The sequence below is a fragment of the Tessaracoccus palaemonis genome, assembly GCF_019316905.1.
Classification (GTDB): domain Bacteria; phylum Actinomycetota; class Actinomycetes; order Propionibacteriales; family Propionibacteriaceae; genus Arachnia; species Arachnia palaemonis.
The window spans coordinates 1,673,054-1,685,884 of sequence record NZ_CP079216.1 but is presented as its reverse complement, the minus strand read 5'-3'; the positions used below and the strand labels follow the sequence as shown (position 1 = coordinate 1,685,884).

Below are 12,831 nucleotides of genomic sequence, written 5' to 3'. Positions count from 1 at the left end.
GTCAGTCGCGCCGAAGGCGTAGCGACACGGAGTTGATGCAGTACCTCAGATCGGTGGGGGTCTCGTAGCCCTCGCCCTCGAAGACGTGACCGAGGTGGGAGTCGCAGGCGGCGCAGCGGACCTCTGTGCGCACGCGGCCGGGTAGCGAGTCGTCGCGCAGGTAGCGGACGCGGTCCTCGGCGAGCGGCGCAAAGAAGCTCGGCCAACCGCAGTGCGACGCGAACTTCGTGGTGCTGCGGAACAGCTCCGCACCGCAGGCTCGGCATTCGTAGACGCCCTCGTCGACGGTGTCGGTGTACTCACCCGTGAACGGCGCCTCGGTGCCGCCCTGGCGGAGCACCTGGTACTCGAGCTGGCTCAGCTGCTCACGCCACTGACTGTCCGGCCTGGTGAGCTTCGGCATGTACTCCTCGGTCATGCCCGCGATCGTAGCTCGCCGGGCAACCGGACCAGGCTCACGCGTCCTCGTCGTCGTCCGACTCGAGCGGAAGCTGCGTCGGGGTTCCGTCGAGCAGCTCCATGGCGCCGAACGCGTACCGTGCCAGGATCAGCAGCCTCAGCTGCTCGGAATCGCCGATGGGTGCGGTCACCGCGATCGCGCCGGCACGGGCGCCCGCGTGGGCCATCGTGTGGTACTGCACCGTGGGTGTGAGGTACATGGCTGCCACGGTGATGTGCCGGCGGCCCTGGGCGCGCAGCGACGCAACCGCCGTCGCGGTCGCTCGACCGTCACCGTCGTCGGTGGCCAGCTGCACGGGCAGGCGGTGATGCGCGGCCCACTGCCGTGCGCGGCGGCCGAGCAGGGACGTGCCGCGCAGGTCTCCGTGGGCCGGGGCCGCGAGCACGAGCCCGTCGATCTCGAGCGCCCCGTTGCGGTGCAGCGCCTCCCGCACCCGCCCGTCCAGGATGTTCAGGAGTTCGCTGGTCGGCCCGATGGGGCGTGACACGGCCACCCGGATGTCAGGGGAGTGAGCGAGCGTGGCGAGTCGTTCGTCGTGGCTGGCCGCCGACACGAGATCGAGCGGGACGAGGACCGCCTCGGCGACGTCGCGGCTCGCCAGGCCCGCAAGGATGTCGGAGATGTTGGGCTCGCCGTCGACACGCCCGATGTGTACCTTCAGGTCTCGGCGCGCATGGCGCAGCGACGTGACGATGGTGGAGAGGGTCTCTGCGACGCCGGGCTCCTCAGGGCCGGAGGTCACGAGCACGATGGCAGGTGCTGTCATGGCCTCGCTTTCCGACGTACCCGCGCACCGTTGCACGCGGCGGGGTAGTGGGTTCCGTCAGGAACCAGCGTGGGCGATGGCGGTTTCGAACCGCCGACCTCTTCGGTGTGAACGAAGCGCGCTACCACTGCGCCAATCGCCCCAGCGAGAAGGGAGTCTAGTGCAACCTTGTCCGGATTGCGAACCGGTGATCTCGACCGTGGCGAAGGGGTGACAATGCCGCCCCGTCGTCGAGCCCGGGCACCCTCTCCCGCGTCGCCTCTCCTGCGTCGCCTCTCCTGCGTCGCCCTCCCAAGGACGCCCCTCCTGCGTCGGCCTTCCCAAGGACGCCAACGAAATCAACGGACGCCAACGCTATTCACGCAAATATCGTTGGCGGCGGTGAACTTCGTTGGCGACTGGGGAATCTCGTTGGCGTCTGCGGGTGGAGGAGGGGCGCCTGGGGCGAGCTGAGGGGTGGAAGGTGGCGGCCCGGCGGCGAGGCGACACGCCGGGGCACGACCGTTCTTGAGAGCGCTGAACTCGCTGTTGACAAGGTGTGATGGTCTGGTCGTGGGGGGCGGGTGCCACGGTCCACCCACCCCGATTTGTCATCCCCGGCACGGGTGGTCTAGTGTTTTCCATGCGCCGAACGGAGCAGGCCAAGGGCCGGTAGCGAAGTTCAGGGCAATGCGGACGTGGCTCAGTTGGTAGAGCATCACCTTGCCAAGGTGAGGGTCGCGAGTTCGAATCTCGTCGTCCGCTCGGAGATCAAGTCTCTCCCCCCACTCCGGGAGGGTGAACCTCCATCCCGGTGGAGTGGCCGAGAGGCGAGGCAACGGACTGCAAATCCGTGTACACGGGTTCAAATCCCGTCTCCACCTCGGGCGGTTGGCGCAGTGGTAGCGCGCTTCCTTGACACGGAAGAGGTCGCCAGTTCAAACCTGGCATCGCCCACCGACGATGAACCCCCAGCTCAGCTGGGGGTTCTTTCGTTCCCCGTCCCGGCCTCCGTGCGGCACATCTCGCAGTCGTGGTTGTCCGTTCTCCAGATGCTCGCCTCTGTCGCCTCGGACACGGTCAGGACTGACCGGGAGCGGCACGGTAGCGTGCCGGCATGGCACGAGTAGCGGCGCACCCCGTGGGGCTGGTCCTCATCGCGATCGCGTCCGTGCAGTTCGGGGCCGCGCTGGCCAAGGGTGTCTTCGACGAGGCCTCGCCCTGGACGCTGGCCTTCCTCCGGGCCGCGGTCGCCAGCGTCGTGCTGCTCGCCATCGCCCGGCCCCGCCTCCGCGGCCGCACTGCGCGGGACTGGCTGCTCGTCGTCGCCTACGGGCTGTCCCTCTCGGGGATGAATCTGGCGATCTACCTGAGCTTCGAGAGGATTCCGATCGGCGTCGCGGTCACGCTGGAGTTCATCGGCCCCCTCGCGCTGGCGGTGATCGGATCCCGACGACTGATCGATCTTCTGTGGGTCGCTCTGGCGGCGGGCGGGGTCGTGCTGCTCGGGGCCTTCGGAGCGGAACTGGACCCCGTCGGCGTCGCGTTCGCGTTCCTCGCGGGGGTGCTGTGGGCCTGCTACATCGCGCTGGCCGGGCCGCTGGGCACCCGGTGGGCCGGGGTGGAGGGGCTGGCGGTCGGCAGCAGCCTGGGTGCGCTGACACTCGCCGGCCCCGTACTCGCGATGGGCGGCGTCGGGCTGGGCAGCGCTCACGTGCTGTTGGTGGGAGCCGCGGTCGCGCTGCTCAGCAGCGTCGTGCCCTACGCCCTGGAGCTCAACGCGAGGCGCACGATCCGGGCGTCGACATTCTCGATCCTCATGAGCCTCGAGCCGGCGGCCGCCGCCGTGTTCGCGTGGCTGGTGCTCGGTGAGGTGCTGGGATATACAGAACTGACGGCGATGGCCGCCGTCGTCGCGGCATCGGTGGGAGCGGTACGGACGGCCGGGAGGAGAGGTCATGGCACGCAGGCAGCAGGGGACGCCGGCGCTCAAGGCGCTTGAGGCGGCCGGCGTCGAATTCGTCACACACGAGTACGAACACGACCCCCGGGCCGACAGCTTCGGCCTCGAGGCCGCCGAGGCGCTCGGATTCCCCGCGGCCCGCGTGTTCAAGACGCTGCTCGCGACGAACGGCCAGGCGCTGGTGGTCGGCGTCGTGCCGGTCACGGGCAGGCTCAACCTCAAGTCGCTGGCGCACGCGGCGGGACACAAGAAGCTCGAGATGGCCGACCCCCGCCTGGCGGAGCGGAGGACCGGGATGGTCGTCGGGGGCATCAGCCCGGTCGGCCACCAGCGCCGGCTGCCCACCGTCCTGGACGCCTCCGCGATGGCGCACGACACCATCCTCGTGTCCGGAGGACGGCGCGGGCTGGACGTCGAACTCGCCCCCGGCGACCTCGTCCGCCTGACCGGGGCGACCGTCGCCGACATCGCCGCGGGGTAACCTCACCAGATGAGCGACAACGACGTGACCCTGACCAAGAACGACACCGCCAACCGATTCGAGCTGCGCGTCGGCGAGAACCTCGTCGGACTCATCGACTACCGCGCGCTCGCGAGCGGCGCCGTCGACATGTTCCACACCGAGATAGATCCTGCCTACGGCGGGCAGGGGCTGGGGCAGCGGCTCGCCGCATTCGCCCTGGCCGACGCCCGCGAACAGGGCTACCAGGTCGTCCCCAGCTGCCCCTTCATCGACCGCTACCTCGACCGCCATCCCGAGGACGCCGAACTGCGCGCCTGAGGACCGGCGCGCGGCCGTGGCGCGCTTGCGGCACAATGGACCACGCGCAGACTGCGCGCCCATGAGAACAAGGAGCACCGATGAGTGGAGTCATCACCGTCCGTCGTCACGACAACGCGGAACAGGTGGAACTGACTCAGACCACCACGGGGCTCGACATCTTCGGCGACGACCGCACGGTTGTCGCGATGCGCGTGACTGGGACGACCGTCGACCTGCAGCGCGAGCTGAGCGACGGAGACGTCGTCGAGCCGGTCCTGATCAGCGAGCCCGAGGGACTCTCGATCCTGCGCCACTCTGCCGGCCACGTCACCGCCCAGGCCCTCCAGTCCCTGTTCGTGGAGGCGAAGCTCGGCATCGGTCCGCCCATCACCGACGGCTTCTACTACGACTTCCAGACCTCGCCGCTGACCCCCGAGGACCTCAGGTCGCTCGAGAAGAAGATGGGGCAGATCGTCAAGGAGAAGCAGCGCTTCGTGCGCCGTGTCGTCACGGACGACGAGGCCCGCGACGAGCTTGCGGAGGAGCCGTTCAAGCTCGAGCTGATCAGCGACAAGTCGAAGGCGTCCGACGACGACGGCTCCTCCGTCGAGGTCGGCGCGGGCGAGCTGACCATCTACGACAATGTCCGCCGCGACGGCAGCGTCGCGTGGAAGGACCTGTGCCGCGGCCCCCACGTCCCCAACACCGGCTACCTCGGCAACGGCTGGGCCCTGACGCGCACGTCCGCCGCCTACTGGCGCGGCGACCAGGCAAACGCCGGACTGCAGCGGGTCTACGGCACAGCCTGGGCGAGCAAGGACGACCTGCAGGCCTACAAGGCCCGCCTCGACGAGGCCGCGAAGCGCGACCACCGCAGGCTCGGCCAGGAACTCGACCTGTTCAGCTTCCACGAGATCGTCGGCTCCGGGCTGCCGCTGTTCCACCCCAAGGGCGGCGTCATCAAGCGCGCCATGGAGGACTACGTGCGCGCCCGCCACATCGAGGAGGGCTTCGACTACGTCGGGACCCCGCACATCGCCAAGGAGGAACTCTTCTACACCTCCGGGCACCTGCCGTACTACGCCGAGGGCATGTTCCCTCCCCTCCTGGAGGACGCGGAGCGCGACGAGCAGGGCAACGTCGTCAGGGGCGGCACCGCCTACCGGCTGAAGGCCATGAACTGCCCGATGCACAACCTGATCTTCTCCTCTCGCGGGCGCTCCTACCGTGAGCTGCCGCTGCGGTTCTTCGAGTTCGGCACCGTGTACCGGGACGAGAAGTCCGGCGTGGTGCAGGGGCTCACCCGCGTCCGCTCCATCACGCAGGACGACTCCCACAGCTACGTCGCCAAGGAGCAGGCCCCCGACGAGGTGCGCCACCTGCTGCGTTTCATCCTGTCGCTGCTCCACGACTTCGGGCTCACCGATGTGGCTCTCGAGGTCTCGACCCGCGACGAGGACGGCAAGAAGAAGGACAAGTTCATCGGCTCCGACGAGCAGTGGACCGAGGCGACGGCCATCCTGCAGCAGATCGCCGACGAGTCCGGCCTCCCCGTCGTCCCCGACCCGGGCGGCGCCGCCTACTACGGTCCGAAGATCTCGATCCAGGCCAAGGACGCCATCGGACGCATCTGGCAGATGTCGACCATCCAGTACGACTTCAACCAGCCCGAGCGCTTCCACCTCGAGTACACGGCCCCCGACGGCTCCCGGCAGCAGCCCGTCATGATCCACTCGGCCAAGTTCGGCTCGATCGAGCGGTTCATGGGCGTGCTGATCGAGCACTACGCGGGCGCGTTCCCGGCCTGGCTGTCGCCCGTCCAGGTGGTCGCGGTGCCCGTCGCGTCCGAGTTCGACGAGTACCTGGCCGGCGTGGTCGAGAAGCTGCGCGCCCAGGGTGTGCGCGTCCACTTCGACGACTCGGACGACCGGTTCGGCAAGAAGATCCGCAACGCGACGAAGGAGAAGGCCCCCTTCATCCTCATCGCCGGCGGCGAGGACCGCGACACCGGTGCCGTCTCCTTCCGCTACCGCGACGGCTCGCAGCACAACGGCGTCCCGGTCGATCAGGCGGTCGCCGACATCGTCGACTTCATCGCGTCGCGGTCCAACGCCTCGCCGTCTGCGAATGCCTGACATCGAGGACGCGGCCTCCCTGCCCGGGGTCCCGGACGCCTTCCAGCGTCTGTGGACCCCGCACCGGATGGTCTACATCAACGGTGAGGGCAAACCGAAGGACGCGGGTCAGTGCCCGTTCTGCGCCTCGCCGGGGCGCGACGACGCCGACGGGCTGGTCGTGTACCGCGGCGAACACGCGTTCGTCGTGATGAACCTGTTCCCGTACTCGCCCGGCCACCTGCTCGTGTGCCCGTACCGGCACGTCGCCGACTACACGGACCTCACGACCGACGAGACCAGCGAGGTCGCCGAACTCACGCAGCAGGCGATGCGGGTCGTGCGGCGCGTGTCTGGTCCCGACGGCTTCAACCTCGGCATGAACCAGGGCGCCGTCGCCGGGGCGGGCATCTCGATGCACCTGCACCAGCATGTGGTCCCGCGTTGGGGCGGCGACATGAACTTCCTGCCGATCGTCGCCCGGACCAGGGCCGTGCCGCAGCTGCTCGGGGACGCCAGGCAGCTGCTCGCCGACGCCTGGCGGGAGTGAGGTGGGCCTGACCGGCGTCGCCTGGGCGGTCGGCCGCAGGATCCCGCGACGCGTCGGCGATGCGCTCGCGCGGGTCCTCTCCGCCCCGCTGGCGCTGCTGCCCCTGCCGGCCGTCGGGGCCTGGGCGGACACGGTCGCCATCGCCACCGGACGTCGGCCGGGGCTGCGCCGGCGCAGGAGGCTGCTGGAGAACTGGCTGCGCAACACGCTGTGGTCGCTGAGCCTGGAGCGGTGGAGCGACGCCGACGTGCTCGGCGTCGCCGACATCCCCGACGCTGACGTCGCCGGTCTGCGCGAGTCGCTGGCCGGCCCCGGGCTGGTGCTCGCCCTTCCCCACATGGGCTCGTGGGACCTCGCCGGCGCGTGGTGCGCCCGCGTCGGGATCAAGGTCGTCTCCGTCGCGGAGCGGCTGCCGGGCGGCCTGTTCGAGCGCTTCCGCGACGCCAGGGCGGCGATGGGGATGGACATCTACGCCGTGGACCAGCCGGACCTGATGCGTCTCCTCGCCCGCGATGTCGCCGACCGACGGGTGGTCTGCCTGCTCAGCGACCGCGACCTCAGCTCCCGCGGGGTGGCCGTTGCCTGGCCGCGCGGTGACGCCCGGCTCAGCGTCCCGGCCGGAGCCGCCCTCCTTGCGCGCCGCACGGGGGCCGACCTGCGGGTCGTCAGCACGCGCTTCGACGGCGCCCGGCTGCGCATGCGCGTGTCCGCGCCCGTGCGCGGCGACACGCTCGAGGAGGTGCTCACCGGCATGGTCGCCGGATTCGCCGCGGCCGTCGAGGACTCTCCCGAGGACTGGCTCATGCTCCGGAGGGCGTTCGCGTGAGGGTCGCGCTGCTCTGCCCCTATTCGCTCGACGTGGCCGGCGGAGTCGGCACCCATGTCCTCGGCCTGGCGGACTGGCTGGCGGGGGAGGGACACGACCCGGTCGTGGTGGCCCCGGGAACCCGCGAGCCCTCCGTGCCCTCCGTGTTGCTCGGCGGCGCCGTCCGCCTACCCTTCAACGGCTCGACCGCCAGGCTCGCACTCGGCCGAGGCCAGGTCCGCGCGGCCCGGCGCGCGGTGGAGACGGCCGACGTCGTCCACGTCCATGAACCCCTGACACCCGGCGTGGCCTTCGGGGTCGCACGGACGGCGCGCCGCCTCGTCGTGACCCATCACGCGAGCTTCGCACCCGGGCCTCTTGTCCCGCTACTGCGTGCCAGGGCCGCGCTGCTGGCCCCCGACCGCGTCCCGCTGGCCGTGTCTCGCGCCGCGGCAGACACCGCAGCCGCCGCCACGGGGACGCGCCCGCCGGTCGTGCCCAACGGTGTCGTGCTGCAGCCCCCTCCCATCCCGCGGAGCGGGCGACCGATCGTGGTCTTCGTCGGGCGGCTCGACGAGCCGCGCAAGGGCTACGCGTTGTTCGCGCGTCTCGCCCGACAAGGGCTGGACGCCGATTTCGTCGCCGTCGGGCGCGGAGGGACGGGGGCCGATGGTGTGGTGGAGCTCGGCGAACTCGCCGACGCGGCCCGCGACGCGCTCCTTGCCCGGGCGAGCGTGCTGGTCGCCCCCAACCGCTTCGGGGAGTCATTCGGCCTGGTGCTCGTGGAGGCGCTCGGGGCCGGGTGCGCGGTGGTCGCGTCCGACCTGCCCGCCTTTCGAGACGTCGTCGACGACCCCGCCGTGGCGACGTTCTTCCCGCCCGACGACCTGGCTGCTGCGACCGCCGCCCTGCTCGCGCGGCTCGCCGACCCCGCCGACGTCCACCGCGCCCGCAGCGTCGCCGAGCGGTACGGCTGGGACCGCGTCGGGCCGAGGGTCCTGGCTGCCTACCAGGAAGCCGGGGGAGGGCCGACAGCCATGGCATAGGCTGGGGACGTGCCTTCATCGCTCGTACCGCAGCAGCAGTGGGATACCGACGCGGTCTGGACCATCCCCAACGTCATCTCCTTCGTGCGGCTGCTCGGCATCCCCGCGTTCTGCTGGCTCATCGTCATCGGCAACGACCTGGGGGCCATCATCCTGCTGGTCGTGTTCGGCGCGACGGACTGGGTCGACGGCTTCGTCGCCCGCCGACTGAAGCAGCGCACCCAGCTCGGCGCGCGGCTCGACCCCATCGCCGACCGGCTCTACATCCTCGCGACCGTCGCAGCCCTGATGTTCCGCGGCCTGGTGCCGTGGTGGTTCGTGATGATCCTGTTCGCCCGCGACGTGATGCTCGCCTGCCTGCTGCCGATTCTGAAGAGGCACGGCCTCGTGTCCCTGCCGGTCAACTACGTCGGGAAGCTCGGCACGCTTCTTCTGCTCTTTGCGCTCCCGTTGATCCTGTTGGGGGGCCACTCGTCGATCGGTTGGCCGGCCGCGCACTGGATCGGCTGGTCCCTCGGCATCGCGGGCGCCCTCGCCTACTGGGCGGCGGGCCTCCTCTACGTGCGTGAGACCCTGCACCTGGCTAAGGACAGATGAACCGCCCCGACGCCAGCATGACCCTGCTGCGTGACCTGCAGGAGGGCGCACTGGAACCCGAGTACAGGCAAGGGTCGAGGCGCCCCCCGAGTCGGCTGCGGTTCGGGTTCACGGTCACGCTGCTGGTGCTCCTGATCACGGTCGCCGCCCTGCAGACGACCCGCGGTGCCGGCACGGCCGCCGATCAGCGTGCGCAGCTGCTGGAACGCATCGCATCGGCTCGCACCCAGCAGGCCGAGCTCTCTGCCCGGGTCACCTCGCTGGAGGGGGAGATCCGCGATCTGGGGGACGCCGCCATCGGCGACCCCGCCGAGCAGCAGAGACAGGAAGCGCTCGAGGCGGTCACGGGTGCCGTCGCGGTCACCGGGGAGGGTGTCATCGTCGAGGTCGGAGACGCGCCGGGCGCCAGCAACGCGCAGGGTCTCGTGCTCGACAGCGACCTCACCAGGCTGGTCAACGGTCTGTGGGAGGCCGGCGCGGAGGCCGTCAGCATCAACGGTCAGCGGCTCACGGTCCTGACCCCCATCAGGTCGGCAGGCGCCGCCATCACGGTCGACTACGTCTCGCTCAGCCCGCCCTACACGCTGCAGGCCATCGGCGACCCCGCCACACTGCCGGCGCGATTCAACGAGACCGACGCCGCCCAGTGGTGGCACTATCTGACTCAGAACTACGGGCTGACACTCAGCATCAAGGTGTCCGAGGACGACCTTGAGCTGCCGGCTGATTCGGGCATGACGCTGCGCTACGCGGAGCGGGGATAGGAGGATTTCGTGTTCGCGATTCTTGGGCTGATCGCCGGCATCGTGCTCGGCGTCGTGCTGCAGCCGAGCCTTCCGGTGGCGCTGACCCCCTACCTTCCGATCGCCATCGTTGCCGCTTTCGACGCGATCCTCGGCGCCACCCGCTCCTATCTCGAAGGCGTCTTCTCCGACCGGGTGTTCCTCGTCTCGTTCCTCAGCAACGTGCTCATCGCGGGTCTCATCGTGTTCGTCGGCGACCAGATCGGCGTCGGCTCCCAGCTGTCGACCGGCGTCGTCGTGGTCCTCGGGATCCGGATCTTCACCAACGCGGCGGCCATCCGCAGGGCGCTGCTCCATGCCTGACACCGAGCCCACCCGGCCGCCTCAGACGACGGGTCCCGGGCCTGCCGACGGTGCCCGGCGCGCGGCCGAGCCCAGGCGTACGGGCATCATGCGCGACTTCTTCCGTCCCGGTCGCGGACAGCTCGTGGTGGGCGCGGCACTGTTCCTCACCGCCTTCATCGTCGTCATCACACTCCAGTCGCAGGCCTCGCAGCCGGAGTTCGCCAACGTGCGCCAGGCCGACCTGATCCAGCTCCTCGACAACGTCACCTCGGAGACACGGCGGCTCGAGGACCAGGTCCGCGAACTCGAGTCGGCCCGCTCCGAGCTCCAGAGCGGCGTGGACAGCGACAAGGCAGCCAGACAGGAGGCCGCCCGCCGGATCGAGCAGGCCGAGATCCTGGCTGGTACCGTGCCGGCCACCGGCCCTGGCATCAGGATTCAGATCAGCGACCCCGACCGGGCCGTCACCGCCGCGCTGCTGCTCGACGCCATCGAGGAGCTGCGCGATGCCGGAGCGGAGGTCATCGAGCTCAACGACTCGGTGCGGGTCGTGATGCGTACCTTCTTCACCACAGCCGACGACGGAGGCATCGTGGCCGACGGCGTCACGCTGACGGCCCCGTTCACCATCGAGGCGATCGGGGACCCGGCCACCCTGGAGGCCGGGGCCAGGTTCCGCGGAGGACTGGTCAGCGAGATCGAGGGGGAACGCGTCGGGGGGAGCGTGCAGATCACGCAGCTTGACCAGGTGTCCATCGACACCACCGTCGAGGTGGTGGAGAACCAGTTCGCCCGTCCGCGTTAGCCGACATATCTCAGGGTGGCCACGACACAGGTGATAGGTTCTACGGGTAGCGTTGGCCGTAGTTGTCCCGACTTGCAGATCAGGAAGAGTGAATCAATGAAGTGCCCCAGGTGTGGATCTGTCAGCCCGGCCGAGGCGCGGTTCTGCAGTGTGTGCGGAGCGCCGCTCGTCGATCATTCCGGCGACACCACAACGATGTTCGCCGTGACAGGGGAGGGGGCCCCCACCGCCGAGTCGCTGTCCGAGGCCGAGCACGAGAAGGTCCGCCGCGACCTGCCGGCCGGCAACGCTCTGCTGGTCGTGACCCGCGGCGCCGGTGACTCGAACCGATTCCTGATCGACCACGACGTCACGACCGTCGGCCGTCACCCCGAGTCGGACATCTTCCTCGACGACATCACGGTCTCGCGGCACCACGCCAAGTTCGTGCGCAGCGGCGGCCACCTGTACCTGGAGGACCTCGGCAGCCTGAACGGGACCTACGTCAACCGGACGTTGCTCGACGGCAGGTCGCTGATTCGCGACGAGGACGAGATCCAGATCGGCAAGTACCGCGCCATCATCTCCCTGGGTGAGTGATGGCCGGCGCGGCACGCACCATCGGCCGCGTCCTGGAGATGCTTCGTCCGGAGTTCCCGGACATCTCCGTGTCCAAGCTCCGGTACCTCGAGGCTGAGGGGCTGGTTGCACCGGACCGGCAGCAGCCCTCCGGGTATCGCAGGTTCTCCCAGGCCGACATCGACAGGCTCGTCTACGTGCTCCGGGCCCAGCGCGACCGTTACCTGCCGCTGAAGGTCATCCGCGAGGAACTGGAGGCCATCGACCGCGGCGAGGAGCCGCCCACGCACCCCGCACCGTCGGAGGATGAGCCGCAGCCCGAGCCGAGCCGCAGCGGACGCTCAGGGGGCAAGGGGCTCGTGACCCGCCGTCAGGTGATGTCGCAGTCGGGGCTTGGCGAGGCGGCGCTGATCCAGCTGGAGCGCCTCAAGATCATCGTCCCGAGGCGCGGCAGCCAGTTCTACGGCCCGGAGGCCGTCGCGCTGGCTCAGGCCGCCAGGAAGCTCGCGGGCTACGGCATCGATCTGAGGCAGCTCAGGGTCCTGCAGCAGGCCGCCGGGATGGAGGCCGCGATCGTCGAGCAGGCGATCGAGCCCTACCGACGGCGCTCCGGCGTTCCCCAGGACATCGTCGTCGACCTCTACCGCGTCGTGATGCAGGCGCACGCGGCCCTGCTGCACGGCCAGATCCACTGACCGCGCGTCGATCTCCTGAGCTACGGTGGTGGACATGATCGGCCTTGACGTGATCGGGATCCGGCTCGTGTCGCCGGAGGATCCCCCGGTGCTCCTGTTGCAGGAGGAGGGGGGCACCAGATGCCTGCCGGTATGGATCGGCACGCAGGAGGCGGCGGCCATCGCGTCGGCGCTCGAGGGTGAGCTGCCGGCGCGGCCCATGACGCACGACCTCCTGGCCGCGCTGCTCGTCATGATCCGCCCCGAGGGCGGAGAGGTACTCATCACGGGGATCGAGGAGGGCGTCTACCAGGCCCGCCTGCAGCTCGGTGACGTCAGCATCGACGCAAGGCCGAGCGACTGCGTGGCCGCCGCGCTGCGCCTCGAGTGGCCCATCCGGTGCCCCCGCGAGCTGATGGATCAAGTGGGGGTTGAGGTTTCCGAAGGTGCCCCGGACGAGGTCGAGGCGTTCAAGGCGTTCCTCGACTCCGTCAACGCGGACGACTTCGAGGATGAAAACCCCTAGTCGGACCCGTTTGAGGGTCAGGACTCCGCCGATGCCCCCCCAACGAGGGTAAGTTTCCTGCAGACGAATCGGATGGTGGTTGGGCGTGTCGTTGACCCGGCGGTCGGCGGGCGGTTAGCGTTTCGGGGTCGGTTCCT

16 protein-coding genes and 4 tRNA genes are annotated in these 12,831 nt (G+C 69.8%); 17 read left to right on the top strand and 3 right to left on the bottom strand.

Features of this window, described 5'->3' with window-relative positions:
• Nucleotide 1 precedes the first annotated feature (1 nt).
• The 3 genes from msrB to KDB89_RS07635 all read right to left on the bottom strand — a co-directional run bounded on the left by msrB (nt 2) and on the right by KDB89_RS07635 (nt 1,368).
• Complete coding sequence (gene msrB / locus KDB89_RS07645; RefSeq protein ID WP_219079844.1) at nt 2-418, bottom strand: peptide-methionine (R)-S-oxide reductase MsrB; 417 nt, start codon at nt 416-418, stop codon at nt 2-4.
• A 37-nt stretch (nt 419-455) separates the two neighbouring features.
• Nucleotides 456-1,226 (bottom strand): sirohydrochlorin chelatase, encoded by a 771-nt coding sequence (locus KDB89_RS07640; protein WP_219079843.1) that lies wholly within the window; start codon nt 1,224-1,226, stop codon nt 456-458.
• Nucleotides 1,227-1,296: 70 nt separating this feature from the next.
• A tRNA-Val gene (locus tag KDB89_RS07635) sits at nt 1,297-1,368 on the bottom strand.
• Between the two features lie 529 nt (nt 1,369-1,897).
• Between KDB89_RS07635 and KDB89_RS07630 the strand changes: the two genes are divergently transcribed.
• The 17 genes from KDB89_RS07630 to KDB89_RS07550 all read left to right on the top strand — a co-directional run bounded on the left by KDB89_RS07630 (nt 1,898) and on the right by KDB89_RS07550 (nt 12,694).
• Nucleotides 1,898-1,970, top strand: a tRNA-Gly gene (locus KDB89_RS07630).
• A 48-nt stretch (nt 1,971-2,018) separates the two neighbouring features.
• Nucleotides 2,019-2,089 (top strand) — tRNA-Cys (locus KDB89_RS07625).
• Between the two features lies 1 nt (nt 2,090).
• Nucleotides 2,091-2,162, top strand: a tRNA-Val gene (locus KDB89_RS07620).
• A gap of 160 nt (nt 2,163-2,322) precedes the next feature.
• Nucleotides 2,323-3,207, top strand: coding sequence for an EamA family transporter (locus KDB89_RS07615; RefSeq protein ID WP_219079841.1), 885 nt, complete (start codon nt 2,323-2,325; stop codon nt 3,205-3,207).
• The gene (ybaK, locus tag KDB89_RS07610; protein ID WP_219079839.1) at nt 3,164-3,649 is read left to right on the top strand and encodes a Cys-tRNA(Pro) deacylase; all 486 of its coding nucleotides are present in this window, start codon (nt 3,164-3,166) and stop codon (nt 3,647-3,649) included. The genes KDB89_RS07615 and ybaK overlap by 44 nt, the downstream gene beginning before the upstream one ends.
• 9 nt (nt 3,650-3,658) lie before the next feature.
• Nucleotides 3,659-3,949 carry a GNAT family N-acetyltransferase gene (locus tag KDB89_RS07605; protein WP_219079837.1) on the top strand — a complete coding sequence of 97 codons (291 nt, stop codon included), beginning with the start codon at nt 3,659-3,661 and terminating at the stop codon, nt 3,947-3,949.
• Nucleotides 3,950-4,029: 80 nt separating this feature from the next.
• Nucleotides 4,030-6,066, top strand: a complete 2,037-nt coding sequence (gene thrS / locus KDB89_RS07600; protein WP_219079835.1) for a threonine--tRNA ligase — start codon at nt 4,030-4,032, stop codon at nt 6,064-6,066.
• Nucleotides 6,059-6,595: an HIT family protein gene (locus KDB89_RS07595; protein WP_219079833.1), complete on the top strand. Its 537-nt coding sequence runs from the start codon at nt 6,059-6,061 to the stop codon at nt 6,593-6,595. The genes thrS and KDB89_RS07595 overlap by 8 nt, the downstream gene beginning before the upstream one ends.
• Nucleotide 6,596: 1 nt before the next feature.
• On the top strand, nt 6,597-7,421 hold the full coding sequence (locus tag KDB89_RS07590) for an LpxL/LpxP family acyltransferase (RefSeq protein ID WP_219079831.1): 825 nt from the start codon (nt 6,597-6,599) through the stop codon (nt 7,419-7,421).
• A complete protein-coding gene (locus KDB89_RS07585) occupies nt 7,418-8,446 on the top strand; it encodes a glycosyltransferase family 4 protein (RefSeq protein WP_219079829.1) in 1,029 nt (342 codons plus the stop codon). The genes KDB89_RS07590 and KDB89_RS07585 overlap by 4 nt, the downstream gene beginning before the upstream one ends.
• Before the next feature lie 9 nt (nt 8,447-8,455).
• Complete coding sequence (locus tag KDB89_RS07580; RefSeq protein ID WP_219079827.1) at nt 8,456-9,043, top strand: CDP-alcohol phosphatidyltransferase family protein; 588 nt, start codon at nt 8,456-8,458, stop codon at nt 9,041-9,043.
• Nucleotides 9,040-9,807 carry a DUF881 domain-containing protein gene (locus tag KDB89_RS07575; RefSeq protein WP_219079825.1) on the top strand — a complete coding sequence of 256 codons (768 nt, stop codon included), beginning with the start codon at nt 9,040-9,042 and terminating at the stop codon, nt 9,805-9,807. Before KDB89_RS07580 ends, KDB89_RS07575 begins: the two co-directional genes overlap by 4 nt.
• A 9-nt stretch (nt 9,808-9,816) precedes the next feature.
• A complete protein-coding gene (locus KDB89_RS07570; protein WP_219079823.1) occupies nt 9,817-10,149 on the top strand; it encodes a small basic family protein in 333 nt (110 codons plus the stop codon).
• Nucleotides 10,142-10,936 carry a DUF881 domain-containing protein gene (locus KDB89_RS07565; RefSeq protein WP_219079821.1) on the top strand — a complete coding sequence of 265 codons (795 nt, stop codon included), beginning with the start codon at nt 10,142-10,144 and terminating at the stop codon, nt 10,934-10,936. Before KDB89_RS07570 ends, KDB89_RS07565 begins: the two co-directional genes overlap by 8 nt.
• A gap of 96 nt (nt 10,937-11,032) precedes the next feature.
• The gene (locus KDB89_RS07560) at nt 11,033-11,515 is read left to right on the top strand and encodes a double zinc ribbon and FHA domain-containing protein (RefSeq protein ID WP_219079819.1); all 483 of its coding nucleotides are present in this window, start codon (nt 11,033-11,035) and stop codon (nt 11,513-11,515) included.
• Entirely contained in the window at nt 11,515-12,189 is a 675-nt protein-coding gene (ftsR, locus tag KDB89_RS07555) for a transcriptional regulator FtsR (RefSeq protein ID WP_219079817.1), read from the top strand. Before KDB89_RS07560 ends, ftsR begins: the two co-directional genes overlap by 1 nt.
• Before the next feature lie 34 nt (nt 12,190-12,223).
• Nucleotides 12,224-12,694, top strand: coding sequence for a bifunctional nuclease family protein (locus KDB89_RS07550; RefSeq protein WP_219079816.1), 471 nt, complete (start codon nt 12,224-12,226; stop codon nt 12,692-12,694).
• Nucleotides 12,695-12,831: the final 137 nt, after the last annotated feature.

Coding starts and splice junctions, on each gene's coding strand:
- KDB89_RS07595 (WP_219079833.1), top strand. CDS start 6,059: ATGCCTGACATCGAGGACGCGGCCTCCCTGCCCGGGGTCCCGGACGCC.
- KDB89_RS07605 (WP_219079837.1), top strand. CDS start 3,659: ATGAGCGACAACGACGTGACCCTGACCAAGAACGACACCGCCAACCGA.
- KDB89_RS07640 (WP_219079843.1), bottom strand. CDS start 1,226: ATGACAGCACCTGCCATCGTGCTCGTGACCTCCGGCCCTGAGGAGCCC.
- KDB89_RS07615 (WP_219079841.1), top strand. CDS start 2,323: ATGGCACGAGTAGCGGCGCACCCCGTGGGGCTGGTCCTCATCGCGATC.
- KDB89_RS07575 (WP_219079825.1), top strand. CDS start 9,040: ATGAACCGCCCCGACGCCAGCATGACCCTGCTGCGTGACCTGCAGGAG.
- thrS (WP_219079835.1), top strand. CDS start 4,030: ATGAGTGGAGTCATCACCGTCCGTCGTCACGACAACGCGGAACAGGTG.
- ybaK (WP_219079839.1), top strand. CDS start 3,164: ATGGCACGCAGGCAGCAGGGGACGCCGGCGCTCAAGGCGCTTGAGGCG.
- ftsR (WP_219079817.1), top strand. CDS start 11,515: ATGGCCGGCGCGGCACGCACCATCGGCCGCGTCCTGGAGATGCTTCGT.
- KDB89_RS07565 (WP_219079821.1), top strand. CDS start 10,142: ATGCCTGACACCGAGCCCACCCGGCCGCCTCAGACGACGGGTCCCGGG.
- msrB (WP_219079844.1), bottom strand. CDS start 418: ATGACCGAGGAGTACATGCCGAAGCTCACCAGGCCGGACAGTCAGTGG.
- KDB89_RS07550 (WP_219079816.1), top strand. CDS start 12,224: ATGATCGGCCTTGACGTGATCGGGATCCGGCTCGTGTCGCCGGAGGAT.
- KDB89_RS07560 (WP_219079819.1), top strand. CDS start 11,033: ATGAAGTGCCCCAGGTGTGGATCTGTCAGCCCGGCCGAGGCGCGGTTC.